Annotated in this window: 12 protein-coding genes and 1 pseudogene; 11 read left to right on the top strand and 2 right to left on the bottom strand. The window is 70.5% G+C overall.

Features of this window, described 5'->3' with window-relative positions; all coding sequences use genetic code 11:
• Window position 1: 1 nt before the first annotated feature.
• Together exaC and I4J89_RS16890 are read right to left on the bottom strand one after the other, a co-directional pair.
• Window positions 2-1,525 carry an acetaldehyde dehydrogenase ExaC gene (gene exaC / locus I4J89_RS16895; protein ID WP_196414931.1) on the bottom strand — a complete coding sequence of 508 codons (1,524 nt, stop codon included), beginning with the start codon at window positions 1,523-1,525 and terminating at the stop codon, window positions 2-4.
• A 74-nt stretch (window positions 1,526-1,599) separates the two neighbouring features.
• Window positions 1,600-2,919, bottom strand: a complete 1,320-nt coding sequence (locus tag I4J89_RS16890; protein ID WP_230859108.1) for a GAF domain-containing protein — start codon at window positions 2,917-2,919, stop codon at window positions 1,600-1,602.
• A 41-nt stretch (window positions 2,920-2,960) separates the two neighbouring features.
• Here I4J89_RS16890 and nfi point away from each other — a divergent pair, with 41 nt between their 5' ends.
• The 11 genes and pseudogenes from nfi to I4J89_RS16835 all read left to right on the top strand — a co-directional run bounded on the left by nfi (window position 2,961) and on the right by I4J89_RS16835 (window position 15,845).
• A complete protein-coding gene (gene nfi / locus I4J89_RS16885; protein ID WP_196414930.1) occupies window positions 2,961-3,620 on the top strand; it encodes a deoxyribonuclease V in 660 nt (219 codons plus the stop codon).
• A 48-nt stretch (window positions 3,621-3,668) separates the two neighbouring features.
• Window positions 3,669-5,048 (top strand): phosphomannomutase/phosphoglucomutase, encoded by a 1,380-nt coding sequence (locus I4J89_RS16880; protein WP_196414929.1) that lies wholly within the window; start codon window positions 3,669-3,671, stop codon window positions 5,046-5,048.
• A 45-nt stretch (window positions 5,049-5,093) separates the two neighbouring features.
• Window positions 5,094-5,252, top strand: a pseudogene (locus I4J89_RS49550) (Trm112 family protein); the annotation flags it as partial.
• 137 nt (window positions 5,253-5,389) lie between these two features.
• Window positions 5,390-6,613, top strand: coding sequence for an SIS domain-containing protein (locus tag I4J89_RS16870; protein WP_196415174.1), 1,224 nt, complete (start codon window positions 5,390-5,392; stop codon window positions 6,611-6,613).
• A 17-nt stretch (window positions 6,614-6,630) separates the two neighbouring features.
• Window positions 6,631-7,815: a mannose-6-phosphate isomerase, class I gene (gene manA, locus I4J89_RS16865; RefSeq protein WP_230859055.1), complete on the top strand. Its 1,185-nt coding sequence runs from the start codon at window positions 6,631-6,633 to the stop codon at window positions 7,813-7,815.
• Window positions 7,816-8,775: 960 nt separating this feature from the next.
• A complete protein-coding gene (gene ahcY / locus I4J89_RS16860; RefSeq protein ID WP_196414927.1) occupies window positions 8,776-10,251 on the top strand; it encodes an adenosylhomocysteinase in 1,476 nt (491 codons plus the stop codon).
• A gap of 169 nt (window positions 10,252-10,420) precedes the next feature.
• Window positions 10,421-11,269, top strand: coding sequence for a helix-turn-helix domain-containing protein (locus I4J89_RS16855; protein ID WP_196414926.1), 849 nt, complete (start codon window positions 10,421-10,423; stop codon window positions 11,267-11,269).
• Between the two features lie 50 nt (window positions 11,270-11,319).
• The gene (locus I4J89_RS16850) at window positions 11,320-11,523 is read left to right on the top strand and encodes a DUF397 domain-containing protein (protein WP_196414925.1); all 204 of its coding nucleotides are present in this window, start codon (window positions 11,320-11,322) and stop codon (window positions 11,521-11,523) included.
• Window positions 11,524-11,653: 130 nt separating this feature from the next.
• Window positions 11,654-12,343 (top strand): MtrAB system response regulator MtrA, encoded by a 690-nt coding sequence (mtrA, locus tag I4J89_RS16845; protein WP_196414924.1) that lies wholly within the window; start codon window positions 11,654-11,656, stop codon window positions 12,341-12,343.
• Window positions 12,344-12,396: 53 nt separating this feature from the next.
• Window positions 12,397-14,037: an MtrAB system histidine kinase MtrB gene (mtrB, locus tag I4J89_RS16840; protein WP_196415172.1), complete on the top strand. Its 1,641-nt coding sequence runs from the start codon at window positions 12,397-12,399 to the stop codon at window positions 14,035-14,037.
• Entirely contained in the window at window positions 14,037-15,845 is a 1,809-nt protein-coding gene (locus I4J89_RS16835) for an LpqB family beta-propeller domain-containing protein (RefSeq protein ID WP_196414923.1), read from the top strand. The genes mtrB and I4J89_RS16835 overlap by 1 nt, the downstream gene beginning before the upstream one ends.

Raw genomic sequence — 15,845 nt, 5'->3', positions numbered from 1 at the left:
TCTAGAAGAAGCCCATGGCCTTGGGCGAGTAGCTGACCAGCAGGTTCTTGGTCTGCTGGTAGTGGTCCAGCATCATCCGGTGGTTCTCCCGGCCGATGCCGGACTGCTTGTACCCGCCGAACGCGGCGTGTGCCGGGTAGAGGTGGTAGCAGTTCGTCCACACCCGGCCCGCCTTGATCGCCCGCCCGGCCCGGTACGCCTGGTTGATGTCCCGGGTCCACACGCCGGCGCCGAGGCCGTACAGGGTGTCGTTGGCGACCTTGATGGCGTCGTCGAAGTCGGCGAACGGTGCCACCGACACGACCGGCCCGAAGATCTCCTCCTGGAAGATCCGCATCGAGTTGCGGCCCTCGAAGATGGTCGGCTGCACGTAGTAGCCGCCGGACAGATCGCCGGACATCTCGGCGCGGCTGCCGCCGGTCAGCGCGCGGGCGCCCTCCTGCCGGCCGATGTCCAGGTACGACAGGATCTTCTCCAGCTGGTCGTTGGAGGCCTGCGCGCCGACCTGGGTGTCGGTGTCCAGCGGGTTGCCCTGCTTCAGGTTCTCGGTCCGCTTCACCGCGGCGGCCAGGAAGTCGGAGTAGTGGCTCTGCTGGATCAGCGCGCGCGACGGGCAGGTGCAGACCTCGCCCTGGTTGAGCGCGAACATCGTGAAGCCCTCGAGGGCCTTGTCGTAGAAGTCGTCGTCGGCGCGGCTGACGTCGTCGAAGAAGATGTTCGGGCTCTTGCCGCCGAGCTCCAGGGTGACCGGGATCAGGTTCTCCGAGGCGTACTGCATGATCAGGCGGCCGGTGGTGGTCTCGCCGGTGAAGGCGACCTTGGCGACCCGGTTCGAGGAGGCGAGCGGCTTGCCGGCCTCCACGCCGAAGCCGTTCACGATGTTCACCACGCCCGGCGGGATCAGGTCGCCGATCAGCGAGAACAGGTAGTGGATCGAGGCCGGGGTCTGCTCGGCCGGCTTGAGCACCACGGCGTTGCCGGCGGCCAGGGCGGGCGCGAGCTTCCAGACGGCCATCAGGATCGGGAAGTTCCACGGGATGATCTGCGCGACCACGCCCAGCGGCTCGTGGAAGTGGTAGGCGACGGTGTCCTCGTCGAGCTCTCCGGCGGTGCCCTCCTGGGCCCGGATCACGCCGGCGAAGTAGCGGAAGTGGTCGATCGCGAGCGGGATGTCGGCGGCCAGGGTCTCGCGTACCGCCTTGCCGTTCTCCCAGGCTTCCGCGACGGCCAGCTTCTCGAGGTTCTGCTCCATCCGGTCGGCGATCTTGTTGAGGACGATGGACCGCTCGGTCGGCGACGTCCGGCCCCACGCGGGAGCGGCGCCGTGTGCCGCGTCGAGGGCCTTCTCGACGTCCTCGGCGGTGCCCCGGGCGATCTCGGTGAACGTCCGGCCGGTGACCGGGGAGGGGTTCTCGAAGTACTGGCCCTTGGCCGGCGGGACGTACTCACCGCCGATGTAGTGGTCGTAGCGGGACTGGTAGCTGACGATGGCGCCGTCCGAACCGGGCGGGGTGTAGATGGTCACGGTCCTGCCTCCGTACTTCTTAGGGGGTCAGGCCGGACGTTAGTTACGTCAACGTTGCACGGACGTTGCTGTGCTTACCGGCGTCGCCTCCGGCTCGCTGGGATTGCGCCCTTTGACGCCGGTGTCGAGGGCACCGGCGGGCGCAATCCGTAGCTGGTCTGGAGCTCTGCGACGCGGCGGGCGGCGACCGGGTCGGTGGGGGCCAGCACGGCGTAGGCCTCCCACATCTCCAGGTCGTCGGTGCCGAGCGGTCCGTTGAGCCAGGTCTGGAGCAGCCGCCGGTCGCCTGCGGCGAGCACGGCGGCACGCAGCCGATCATCCAGGCGGCGGCGCAGGCGGACCACGCCGGGCGCGTCCGAGGCGGGCAACAACACCCCGGGGTACGCGGACAGCGCCTCCGCCACCCGTCCCGAGTCCAGCAGCCGGGCCACCGTGCCGAAGTCCACCTCGACCTCGGTGCGCAGCCGGTACGGCCGGGAGTCGAGCAGCTCCGGGCCGAGGATGCGGCGCAGACGGGACAGCTCGGCGCGGACCGTCACCGGGTTGACGTCGTCCCCGTACAGGTCGAAGCCGAGCTGGTCACCGGTGCGGCCCTCCGGGTGCGTGGTGAGCAGGACCAGCAGCTCGGAGTGGCGGCGGCCGAGGCGCAGCCGCTTGCCGCCGAAGGTGAGCAGGGCCTCGTCCCGGCCGAGGGCCGCGGCAGCCGGGCGGTCACGCGCGGGCTGTGCCGAGCCGAGGTACGCCTCCGCGGCCAGCGCCGTGGCCCGGACCAGCGCCAGGCTGTGCGGGTTGGCCAGGTGGTCCCCGCCGGTCACGTCGATCGCACCGAGCAGCCGGCCGGTCGCCGGGTCGTGGATCGGGGCGGCCGCGCAGGTCCACCGCTGCACCGGGCGGCTGAAGTGCTCGGTCGCGAAGATCTGGATCGCGTGGTCGACGGCGAGCGCGGTGCCCGGCGCGTTGGTGCCGGCGTGCGCCTCGTCCCAGCGGGCGCCCGGCACGAAGTTCATCGAGGCGGCACCGCGCAGCGTGGCGGCGTGGCCCTCCACCCAGAGCAGCCGGCCGTGCGCGTCGCAGACCGCCAGGATGTGGTCGCCGTCCTCGGCCAGGCCGCCGAGCAGGTCCCGGAAGATCGGCATGACCCGGGACAGCGGATGCGCCGAGCGGTACGCGTCCAGGTCGGCGTCGGCCAGGTCGATGGGCGCGGTGTTGTCGGCGCCGATCCAGGCGGCCGACCGCGCCCAGGAGTCGGCGACCACGGTCCGCATCCGGTCCGGGCGCCCGCCGCCGGAAAGAAAGCTCTCGTGGGCACGACCCACCTGACGAATCCGCTCGGCGGGGTCGTCTCCGGGGGTCAAGGCAAGCCACGGGTTCACCGGCAGCACCTCCAGACCCATCGTGACCCGGGTCACGCGCGGAGACAACATATGTTCAGGCGGTGCAGTCGTGGCCGCGTACCGAAGAAGAAGCTCTTGCCGTGCAGGACACCCTGCGTTCCCGCGTGGTTCTCACACCCGGGCCGATGTCCCCGGCCACCGTGGCCGGTCTCGACGTCGCCTACGACGGCGACCGGCTCGCCGCCGCCGTGGTCGTCCTCGACGCCGCCGACCTCTCGGTACGCGACACCGCCGTGGTCCGGGGCCGCCCCGCTTTCCCGTACGTCCCCGGTTTGTTCGCCTTCCGGGAGGTGCCGGCCCTGCTGGAGGCGCTGGACCGGCTGACCGTCCGCCCGGACGTGCTGGTCTGCGACGGGCAGGGGCTGGCCCATCCCCGCCGGTTCGGTCTCGCCGCGCACCTCGGCGTGCTCACCGACATGCCGTCCTATGGGGTCGGCAAGACCCGCCTCGTCGGTGAGTACGAGCCGGTGGGGGAGGAGCGGGGCGCCCGGTCGCCGCTGATCGACTCGGGCGAGACGGTCGGCGCGGTGCTGCGTACCCGGGCCGGGGTCAAACCGGTCTTCGTCTCGGTCGGACACCGGATCGATCTGGACACCGCATGCGCCCTCACCCTCCGCCTGACCCCGCGTTATCGGCTGCCGGAGACCACTCGGGCAGCTGACCACGCCTGCCGTCTCGCGGTTGCAACCATTCGCATGTGATCGCTCCGATACCCTCGGCCCAAAGGTATTCGGCTGAGGAGTGAGCAAGTGGCTGATCTGTCGCAGATCATCAAGGCGTACGACGTGCGTGGGATCGTTCCGGACCAGTTCAACGAGTCGGTGGCCCGGGCGATCGGTACGGCGTTCGTCGAGATGTTGCGCGAGTCCGGCGACGAACCGGACCGGATCGTGATCGGTCACGACATGCGCGAGTCCGGGCCGGGCCTGGCCGCCGCGTTCGCCCGGGGCGTCAACTCCGCCGGTGCCGGGGTCGTCAACATCGGACTCGCGTCCACCGACCAGCTGTACTACGCGTCCGGGTCGCTGAACCTGCCGGGGGCGATGTTCACGGCCAGCCACAACCCGGCCCAGTACAACGGGATCAAGCTGTGCCGGACCGGCGCGCGCCCGGTCGGGCAGGACAGCGGTCTGGTCATCGTCCGGCAGCGCGCCCAGGAGCTGCTCGCCGACCTGAACGCGGAGGCCGACGGCGTGTCCCGGGTGGAGCAGCGCGACCTGCTCAAGGACTACGCCGAGCACCTGCGGTCGCTGGTCGACCTCTCCGGGATCCGCCCGCTCAAGGTCATCGTGGACGCCGGTAACGGGATGGGCGGCTACACCGTCCCGGCCGTGCTCGGCGACCAGGTGTTGCCCGCGCTGCCGCTGGAGATCGTGCCGCTCTTCTTCGAGCTGGACGGCTCGTTCCCCAACCACGAGGCGAACCCGCTGGACCCGAAGAACCTGGTGGACCTGCAGAACGCCGTACGCGAGCAGGGCGCCGACATCGGCCTCGCCTTCGACGGCGACGCCGACCGCTGCTTCGTGGTGGACGAGAACGGCGACCCGGTCTCGCCGTCGGCGATCACCGCGCTGGTGGCCGCCCGCGAGCTGGCCAAGTTCCCGGGTGGCACGATCATCCACAACCTGATCACCTCGGCCGCGGTGCCGGAGATCATCATCGAGAACGGCGGCAAGCCGGTGCGCAGCCGGGTCGGCCACTCCTTCATCAAGGCGGAGATGGCGCAGACCAACGCGGTCTTCGGCGGCGAGCACTCGGCGCACTACTACTTCCGCGACTTCTGGTTCGCCGACACCGGCATGCTCGCCGCGATGCACGTGCTCGCCGCGTTCGGCAGTCAGCCGCTGCCGCTCTCCGAGTTCGCCGCCGAGTACGAGCGGTACTCCGCCTCCGGTGAGATCAACTCCACGGTGGCCAATGCCTCCGCCAAGATCGCAGAGGTGCGCGCCGCGTTCCCGGACGCCTCGGTCGACGAGCTGGACGGCATGACCTTCCAGGTCGGCGAGGGTGCCTGGTTCAACCTGCGTGCCTCCAACACCGAGCCGCTGCTGCGCCTGAACGTCGAGGCGCCGGATCCCGAGCGGATGGCGGCGCTGCGCGACGAGGTGCTCGCCATCGTTCGTGGATAGGATCGCCTCGACCCTGTCTTCGCACCACGATGAAGGAGTAGCTCGGTGGCGCTCGATCAGCAGTTGCTGGAGATTCTGGCCTGCCCGGACACCCATCACGCGCCCCTCGACTACGACGCGGACGCGGCGACGCTGACCTGCACCGAGTGCGGGCGGATCTTCCCGATCCGCGACGACATCCCGATCCTGCTGCTGGACGAGGCGGTCGAGCCGTCCACCGCGCCCGGCTCGCCTGATCCGTCCAGCTCGGCTGATTCGTCGAGCTCGGCTGATTCGTCCAGCTCGGCGGCCTCGTCCAGCTCGTCTGATTCGTCTGATTCGTCGGATGAGGAGGGCAAGTGATGGTCAACCCACTGGACGGCTCGGTCGGCGTCAACGGCCATCGCGTCGCCGACGAGTCGCTGCTCAACGACGAGAAAACGATGCTCGGCAACGACCCGGGCGGCATGCTGCGGGCCACCGCCTCGGCCGGCGCCCAGGTACGCGAGTCGGCCGCGCTCGCCGCCGAGGTCGACCTGTCCATGCTGGCCGACGAGGGGCGCCCGCGCGCCGTCGTGGTCGCCGGCATCGGCACCGCCGGCCTGACCGGCAGCATCCTGTCCACCGTCGCGGGCCCGCGCTGCCCGGTGCCGATCATCGGCCACCGCAGCGCGGGCGTGCCCGGCTGGGTCGGAGCGGCCGACGTGGTGATCGCGGTCTCCGCTTCCGGCCGCAGCCCGGAGGCGCTCGCCGCCGCCGAGGCCGCGGCCCGGCGCGGCGCCCGCCTGGTCGCGATCGGCAACCCCGGTTCCGAGCTGGAGGCGATGGCCGAGCGGGCGCGCGCCCCGTTCATCGGCGTGCCGCGCCGCGCCCCGGCCCGCGCCACCCTGTGGGGCCTCACCATCCCGGTGCTGCTCGCCGGCCGGGCGCTCGGCCTGGTCAAGGTGACCGAGGCGGACATCGCTGAGACCGCCACCCGGCTGGACAACGACGCCGAACGGTGCCGTCCCGCCGCCGACTCCTTCGTGAACCCGGCCAAGGAACTCGCGCTCGGCCTGGCCGGTTCGGTGCCGGTCATCTGGGGCTCGTCCCCGCTGGCCACGGTCGCCGCCCGGCGGTTCGCCGACACGCTGGCGGCGAACGCCCGCTACCCGGTGATGGCCGGAGCGCTCGGCGAGGCCGGCCGGGGCCGGGTCGGACTGCTCGACGGCGTCTTCGGCGGGCTCGCCGAGTCGTCGCGCGACATCTTCGCCGACCCGGACGAGACCGACGAGAGCGTGACCCGGCTGCGGCTGGTCGTGCTGCGTGACGGCGGCCTCAACCCGGAGGACGACGCGGACGAGCCGGTCGCCGTGGAGGAGCGGCGCGCCGACGCCGTACAGACGCTCGCTGACCAGCGTGGCGTCCGCTGCGACGTGCTCACCGCCGAGGGCGGATCGACGCTGGAGCGGCTCGCCTCCCTGGTCGCGGTGCCCGACTTCGCCTCGCTGTACCTCGCTCTGGCACACGGTCTCGACCCGATGGCGGTGCCGGCCATCAGCGAGATGAAAGAGCTCTCCAACCCGATGCCGGAAGGTATCCAGTAGCTGCTACTTTGCCGGGTATGACCGTGTATCCGTTGACCGGTGTGATCCGGCCGTACGCGTGGGGATCCCGGACCGCGATCGCCGAGCTGCAGGGCCGTCCCGCCCCCACCGAGGGGCCCGAGGCGGAGCTGTGGCTCGGCGCGCACCCCGGTGACCCGTCCACCGTGCCGGGCCCGGACGGTCCGGTCCAGCTCACCGACCTCATCGCCGGCGACCCGCAGGGCCAGCTCGGCGGCGAGATCGCAGAGACGTTCGGCCCGCGGCTGCCGTACCTGATGAAGGTCCTGGCCGCGGACGCCCCGCTGTCGCTCCAGGCGCACCCCGACCTGGCGTACGCCCGCGAGGCGTTCGCCCGCCAGGAGGCCGACCCGGACGCCCCGAAGAACTACACGGACGCCAACCACAAGCCCGAGATGCTGGTAGCGCTCACCCCGTTCGAGGCGCTCTGCGGCTTCCGCCCACCCACCGTCACCGCCGACGTGATCGCCGGGCTGGACCTGCCCCGCCTGGCCCCGGTAGTCACCACGCTGCGCGCCGGCGACCTCTCCGAAGCCGTCCGGCTGCTGCTCAGCTGGCCAACCGACGACCGCAAGGCCCTGATCGAGGACGTCGTCACCGCCGCCGGCCGCATCCCCGCCGACCATCCGCACACCGACTCGTACCGCCTCGCGCTCGACCTCGCCGGCCACTACCCCGGCGACCCCGGCGTACTGGTCGCGCTCCTGCTCAACCTGGTCCGCCTCGCCCCCGGCGAGGCCATCTGGATGCCCGCCGGCAACCTGCACGCCTACCTCCGCGGCCTCGGCGTCGAACTGATGGCCGCCAGCGACAACGTCCTCCGCGGCGGCCTCACCCCGAAACGGGTCGACGTCGCCGAACTCCTCAAGGTTCTGCGCTTCGAGGTCCTCGACGACCCGCTGCTGCACGGCGCCGAGACCGAGCCCGGCGTGACCTCCTGGCAGGTCCCGGTGCCCGACTTCGAGCTCTACCGAATCACCCTGGCCGAGAACCGCCCCCCGCTCCGCCTGCCCGGCACCGGCCCGCGCATCATCCTTGGCGCCGCCGGCGACGTCCATGTGGGCGAAGACCACGGCATCCCGGTCACGGTCGCACCCGGCGAGGCCGCCTACGCGCCGGCAAGCGCCGGCCCACTCACCGCAGCCGGCACCGGCACGATCTTCATAGCCGCCGTTCCGGCCTGATTCCGGTACGGTCTCCGCCTCCCCAACCCCCGCTACGGGGTTCTCGCCCTACCACGCGCGCTGGGTGCCACTCAGGCCCCAGCGCGCCCGCCGGGCCCATGCACCCACTCACCCTCAACCCACACCCTGCTCCCGCTGGCCGTCACGGGCTCGCACAGCCCGGCCTGGGCCGCCGCTCACGTACCCAACTCGGCGTCCGCAACGCGCCAGCTGAGCCCACCGGGCCAGTTGGCTCAAGGCCCTTAACGCGCCCGCCGAGCTTAAGCACGGCTCACCAGCGGCCGTCGTGCGTGGTCTGGGTCGTGGGCCAGCCGGCATCTCGGTTGGGGCCAGGCAGGGATCCGAGTGTTTGTGACATGTTTCAGCGCCAGCTGGCCCACAGGGCTTGGGGCCCTGCTGGGGTTCCGGCAGCTGCACCGGGGCGCTGTGCTGCGGCCGAGATGCTGCGGTCGCTGCGCGTCGGATGCAGCGCGGTGCTGGGGCGAGTGCGTTGAGGGTGCTGGTGCTGGTGCTGGTGCGTGCTGGTGCTGGGGGCCTAGGGCCCTGGGGGCGTGGTGGGGGGTGGGGTTGAGGGGGCGCGGGAGAGTGGTGAGTGGCGGGTGCGGTTGCTGTCCGTCAAGAGAAAGTCCGAAATTTCGCTAAATTCCTTGACATGGCATGTGCGGAGTGTGAATCTAGAAGCACGCAGCGTCATTGGTGATCGGGGGGTCCCACGGACGCGCGCGGTACCAAACCGGGGGGATGAACGGGGCGGCGGGTTTCGACCTGTCGCCCCGTTCGCTATTCCGGCCCAGGAATAGCCGGGCCCCTGCCGGCCGATGGGCGCGGCGCCGTGGGTGAGTGGGCGGTGAGCGTGCGCTAGTGCCACCGCGGGACGGGGCGGATTGTCGGGGACGGCGTCGTCCGTACAATAAATGGTGTTTATGTATTAATTGCCCCCTCGAGACTCGGGAGATTTGGATGACCAGCACGCAGCCGGCAAGCCGTCCCACGACGCTCGCCGAGGGGGACTTCAAGGTCGCGGACCTGTCGCTCGCCGGGTTCGGCCGCAAGGAGATCGAGCTGGCCGAGCACGAGATGCCCGGCCTGATGGCGCTGCGGGAGGAGTTCGGGGCGAGCCAGCCGTTGCGGGGTGCGCGGATCACCGGGTCGCTGCACATGACGATTCAGACCGCGGTCCTGATCGAGACGCTGACCGCGCTCGGTGCGCAGGTTCGCTGGGCCTCCTGCAACATCTTCTCGACGCAGGACCACGCCGCTGCGGCGATCGTCGTCGGCCGGGACGGTACGCCGGAGGAGCCGCGAGGTGTGCCGGTGTACGCGTGGAAGGGCGAAACCCTCGACGAGTACTGGTGGTGCACCGAGAAGGTGCTGCTCTGGCCGGACGGCGAGGCGCCCAACATGATCCTCGACGACGGTGGTGACGCCACGCTGCTGGTGCACAAGGGCGCCGAGTTCGAGCGGGCCGGTGCGGTGCCGTCGCCGGACACGGCCGGCTCGGAGGAGTACGCGGTCATTCTCAAGCTGCTGGCCCGCAGTCTCAAGGAGGACGACAAGCGCTGGACCCGGACCGCGGCCGGGATCAAGGGGGTCACCGAGGAGACCACCACCGGCGTGCACCGGCTGTACGAGATGCAGCAGAGCGGCACGCTGCTCTTCCCGGCGATCAACGTGAACGACTCGGTGACCAAATCGAAGTTCGACAACAAGTACGGCTGCCGGCACTCGCTCATCGACGGCATCAACCGGGCCACCGATGTGCTGATCGGCGGCAAGGTGGCGGTCGTCTTCGGGTACGGCGACGTCGGCAAGGGCTGCGCCGAGTCGCTGCGCGGGCAGGGCGCCCGGGTCATCGTGACCGAGGTGGACCCGATCTGCGCGTTGCAGGCCGCGATGGACGGTTACCAGGTCGCCACGATCGACGACGTGGTTTCGTACGCCGACATCTTCGTGACCGCGACCGGGTGCTTCGACGTGATCACCCACGAGCACATGGCGCGGATGAAGCACCAGGCGATCGTCGGAAACATCGGTCATTTCGACAACGAGATCGACATGGCGGGCCTGCAGAAGCGTCCGGACGTCACCAGGATCAACATCAAGCCGCAGGTCGACGAGTGGCGCTTCGCCGACGGGCACTCGATCATCGTGCTCTCCGAGGGCCGGCTGCTGAACCTGGGCAACGCGACCGGGCACCCGTCGTTCGTGATGAGCAACAGCTTCTCGAACCAGACGATCGCGCAGATCGAGCTCTTCACCAAGACCGACGAGTATCCCGTCGGGGTGTACGTGCTGCCCAAGCAACTGGACGAGAAGGTGGCCCGGCTGCACCTGGACGCGCTGGGCGTGAAGCTGACCGAGCTCACCAAGGAGCAGGCGGAGTACCTGGGTGTGGCGGTGGAGGGCCCGTTCAAGCCGGAGCACTACCGCTACTGACGTGCCGGAGCCCCCACTCGCCCGCCGAGCGGGGGCTCTCCCCCGGCGGTTGCCGCCACCGGGTCCGGCCTTCGCCTTCTCATTACGTCACGCTGCGGCGGAGCGCTGCAAGTGCATTGCCCTCTATGCAAGTTGCACCACCCCATCGATCCGCCGTTATGGTGGCTCCGTGGCGAGGCCGACATCGACAGCGCGCCGTGAGCTCGGGGGAGAACTGCGCCGGCTCCGCGGCGAGCGCCGTGCTGTCGACGTGGCGACCGCCCTCGGCTGGTCGGAGTCGAAACTGAGCCGGATCGAGACGGCGCACACCGGGATCAGCGAGTCCGACCTGGACCGGTTGCTCACGCTCTACGGCGTCTCCGTGGAGGACCGCAGCCGCCTGCGCGAGCTGGCTCGCCGCGGCCGGGCCCGGGCCTGGTGGACGCCGTACCGTTCGTCGGTGCCTGATCCGTACGACGAGTACCTCGCCCTGGAGGCCGAGGCGGTGCGGATCTCCGAGTGGGAGGCCCAGGTGGTGCCGGGCCTGCTCCAGACCGATGAGTACGCACGTGCGGTGATCGAGACCGGCGCGGACATCGAGGACTCCTCCACCATCCAGCGCCGGCTCGCGTTGCGGATGGCCCGGCAGGCCGTGCTGACCCGCGATCCGCCGCCGGATCTTCGGCTGGTCATCGACGAGGGCGTGCTGTTGCGTGAGGTGGGTGGCCGCGAGGTGCAGCGCCGCCAGCTGAGCCGGCTCTACGAGGCCAGCAACCGTCCCGGCGTGGAGCTGTTGATCCTGCCGTTCCAGGCCGGAGCGCACGCCGGGCTCATCGAGTCCTTCCTGGTGCTGGAGTTCCCGGACGGTTCCCGTAACCCGGTGGTGCACATCGAAGGGCTGACCGGCGGCCTCTTCCGGGTGAAGCCGGAGGAGATCGACGTGTACCAGGACGCCTTCGATGACCTGCTGGAACGCGCCTTGTCGCCAGAAGAGAGCCGAACGGCCATCGCTGAGACGAGGGATCACCTGGGGCGATGAACGCCCGCCGTGGGGTCCAATGGAGAGGCATTCCACGGAAGGAGATGATCATGCAGGACGCCACGCTCACCTGGCGTAAGAGTAGCCGCAGCGGCGCTGCCGGCCATTGCGTCGAAGTCGCGAACGTTCCGGCTGCGGTGCTGGTCCGTGACTCCAAGGACGTCACGGGGCCGGTGCTGAGTTTCGGCACCGGCGACTGGTCCGGCTTCATCGCCGGGGTACGAGCAGGGGAGTTCGACCGGCCCGGCGCATAAATCATGATCACGCGCCACGGGCGGTCCCGGTCCGGGACCGCCCGTTTTTCTATGCCTGCGAGTAGGCTCCCGGGCAAGATCGACCCCCAGGTAGCGCGAGGACCGGGAGGACAGTGCAATATTGGACCGCATGAGAGCCCGGGTACTGGTCGTCGATGACGATCCCGCGTTGGCCGAGATGCTCGGCATCGTGCTGCGCAGTGAGGGTTTCCTGCCATCGTTCGTGGCGGACGGAGAGCGGGCCCTTGCCGCCTTCCGGGAGAATCGTCCGGACATCGTCCTGCTGGACCTGATGTTGCCCGGGATGAGCGGGATAGACGTCGCGCGGGCGATTCGCGCCGAGTCGGGGATCCCGATCGTCATGCTGACCGCCAAGAGTGACACCGTCGACGTCGTGCTGGGGCTCGAGTCCGGTGCCGACGACTACGTGGTCAAGCCGTTCAAGCCCAAGGAGCTGGTCGCGCGGATGCGTGCCCGGCTGCGCCGGGGCGAGGACGCCGCGCCGGAGATGCTCACCATCGGGCCGCCCGGCAATCAGATCACCATCGACGTGCCGGCACACACCGTGTCCCGCGACGGCGACGAGGTGAAGCTGACTCCGCTGGAGTTCGACCTGCTGGTGGCGCTCGCCCGCAAACCGCGCCAGGTCTTCACCCGCGAGGTGCTGCTGGAGCAGGTCTGGGGTTACCGGCACGCGGCCGACACCCGTCTGGTCAACGTGCACGTCCAGCGGCTGCGCGCGAAAATCGAGCCGGATCCGGAACGACCGGAAATCATCCTCACGGTCCGGGGGGTCGGCTACAAGGCGGGCACCGGGTGATGGTTTCCAGCGGCTAACCTTGCCGCGAGATGCGTGCTCCGGCCTGGCTCCCCATGCCCGTGCGCCGCACCCTGCGGGTGGTGCGGCGCTACTGGCGTGTGCTCGTGCGCTGGTTCCAGCACTACACGGCGCCGGCCCGCCGCGCCTGGCGCCGGTCGCTCCAGATCCGGGTGGTCTCGCTCACCCTGGTCGCCTCCAGCCTGCTGGTCGGCACGTTCGGGTGGTTCATCGCGGACCGTAGCGCGGAGATCCTGCTGAGCAGGACCAAGGACGAGGTCTCCTCGTCGCTGAACGGCAAGGTGGCGTACGCGTACAAGCAGTTGACCGTGCACCCGCTGGCCCGCGACCCGGAGCTGCCGAACACCATCGCGGCCACGGTCAACGACCTGTTCGACGGTGACCCGGCCGAGGACGGCGGTTCGGTGATCTCCATCCGGGCGGCCAACCACCCGGACCTGGGTGCGGTGACGCTGCCGAACGTGGATACCCGGCAGCTGGTCACCCCGGAGATGGTCCGGGCGGTGGCCGAGTCCGGTTCGGTGGCGCAGCAGATCCGCACCGCCGAAATCGACGGGCAGACCGTCAAGTACCTGGTGTACGGCTCGCCCGTGCAGACCAAGTTCGGTCACGTCGAGCTGTACTACATGGTTCCGCTCACCACCGAGGACCGGACCGCCAACCAGATCCGGACCACGGTGCTGGCCACCGGCATCGCGCTCGTCTTCCTGCTCGGCGTGGTGGCCGGCCTGGTCACCCGCCTGGTGGTGAATCCGGTCCGGGTGGCCGCGCGGACCGCGCAGCGGCTCTCGGCGGGCCTGCTGGACCAGCGGATGAAGGTGACCGGCGAGGACGATCTGGCCCTGCTCGCGGCCGCGTTCAACCAGATGGCGGCCAACCTTCAGCGGCAGATCGTCCGGCTGGAGGAGATGTCCCGACTGCAACGCCGGTTCACCTCGGACGTCTCGCACGAGCTGCGGACGCCGCTGACGACCGTACGGATGGCCGCCGACCTGATCTTCTCGGAGCGGGACTCGTTCGAGCCCGCCGTGGCGCGCAGCGCCGAGCTGCTCCAGGCCGAGCTGGACCGGTTCGAGGACCTGCTCACCGACCTGCTCGAGATCAGCCGTTTCGACGCCGGGTTCGCCGCGCTGGACGCCGAGCACACCGACCTGCTCCCGATCGTGCAGCGGGTCGCCGAGCGCCTCACCGGCCTCGCCGACCGGGCCGGCGTCGAGCTGGACCTGCGCCTGCCGGAGGCGCCGGTGATCGCCGAGATCGACCCGCGGCGGGTCGAGCGGGTGCTGCGCAACCTGGTCGGCAACGCGATCGAGCACGCCGAGGGCAAGCCGGTGGTGATCACGGTGGCGACGGATGAGGCCGCTGTGGCGATCACTGTTCGTGACTACGGGATCGGGTTGAAACCCGGCGAGGAGCGACTGGTCTTCAACCGCTTCTGGCGGGCGGACCCGTCCCGGGCCCGGCAGACCGGCGGCACCGGTCTCGGGCTGTCGATCAGCGTGGAGGACGCCCGGCTGCACGGCGGCTGGCTGGAGGCCTGGGGCGCGCCCGGTGAGGGCGCCCAGTTCCGCCTGACCCTGCCGGTGCGGGCGGGGGACCGGCTGGTGGCGGCTCCGCTGCCGCTGATCCCGCGGGATCGTCCCGCCGCGACCGGCGAACCGGCGGAGGTGAGCTGATGACGCGGCATCGCCTGCCCGCCGTCACGGCGGTGGTGGTCCTGCTGCTCGGCGGGTGCGGGATCCCGGACGAGACCGGGGTCACCGAGGTCGGTTCCGGGCCGTCCACCGGCGTCTCCTCCGGTGACAACGACACCCCGGTGCCCGAGGCCACCCGGGGGACGACGAAGGACCGCACCCAGTTCATCGCCAACTACCTGGAGGCCGCGGCCGGCGACTTCGACACCGCGTCGGAGCGGGTGAAGGGCTTCATGACCCAGTCGCTGGCCGACCGGTTCAAGCCGGCGCCCCAGCCGCGGGTCATCCGGCTGACCGACGAGCCGTCGGTCACCGTGGGCCAGGAGAAGGTGGAGCTCTCGTACGAGCTGATCGGCACGCTGGGCAAGAACGGCGTGCTGGAGCCGGCCGCCGAGCCGCTGCGCAGCAATTACGACATCACGGTGGCCGAGGTGGCCGGTGAACCCGGGCTCTTCATCGCCGACGCGCCGAACTTCCTCCTGCTCAGCGACACCGCGCTGGCGGAGAAGTACGAGGAGCGGACGATCTACTTCTGGAACACCGAGCGCACCGCTCTGGTCCCGGACGTCCGGTACATGCCGCGCAACCTGCCCAGGGAGCAGGAGCCCAACACGATCCTCAACTGGCTGATCGGCGGCCCGGCGCCGTGGCTGCGGAACGCGGTCGAGGTGCTTCCGGAAGGCACCGCCGCCGAGGGCAAGGTGCCCGCCATCGACGGCGGCCGGTTGCAGATCAACCTGAACGCACAGGCGGTGCCGGCCAAGGGCGCCGCGGAGGCGCTGGATCGGCTGCGCCGTCAGCTCCAGTGGTCGCTGCGGCGGGTGCTTCCGCAGTACCTCGAACTCAAGATCGGCCACGAGGAGGCGGTGGAGTTCACGGGGCCGGAGTACTACTCCAGCAATCTGGCGAACCGGCTGGCCTCGCGCCCGGAGCGGTTCGTGGTGTACGACGGCAAGATCGCCCGCGTGTCCGAGTCGACGAACGACGAGGAGCCGATCCCGGCGATCCCGGCCGAGGCCAACAAGGACGTCCGGACCGCGGCGCTGGACACCTCGACGACCCACACCTACGCGGCCGTGGTCAGCGGAGTGGGCAGGAGCGAGGCGCTGCGGGTGGGCGCCGCGCCGTTCGGCCAGCCGGCCGAGTTGCAGGTGGTCTCCGGTCTGCCGGCCGGGCGAGGGCACCCGGTGTGGGCGATAACCCCGGACGGCGAGACCGAGGGCGCGGTGGGTCTGATCATCGCGAACGGCCGCCTGTACAGCTTCGGCGCGCGCGGTGGCAAGGCCCAGCCGGTGCCGCTGCCCGGCGGAAGCGGGAAGATCAGCGCGGTGTCGGTGGCGCCGGACGGGCGCCGGGTGGCGCTCGTGGTCGGCGGCCGGCTCTACCGGGCGGTCCTCACGATCACCGGTGACGGCGTCGCGCTCAGCGACCCGGAGCAGCTCCACCCGCCGCTGGACAACATCACCGCGGTCGCCTTCAGCAGCGAGAGCTGGCTGAACGTGGCCGGCGCCCGCCGGGGCCGGGTCTCGATCATCCAGGTGTCGATCGACGGTGCCCGGCAGGGGCCGCGCCCGCTGGACATCGGCAACGGCGTGGTCGACTACCTGACGGCGTACCCGACGAATCCGCAGTCGGACGAGTACCAGTCGGCCGCGGTGTCGTTCACCATCGGCACAGCGGCCTACGACGTGCTCCTGAACGCGACCCAGATCGGCGTGAACAACCTGGCCCGGCCGCCCGCCCAGCCGCCGGCCGGCAAGATTCCGACCGCGCCGTTCTTCCTGAGCTGA

This window comes from Actinoplanes aureus (genome assembly GCF_015704865.1).
Taxonomy (GTDB): domain Bacteria; phylum Actinomycetota; class Actinomycetes; order Mycobacteriales; family Micromonosporaceae; genus Actinoplanes; species Actinoplanes aureus.
This window is presented reverse-complemented; position numbering and strand designations above follow the sequence as displayed.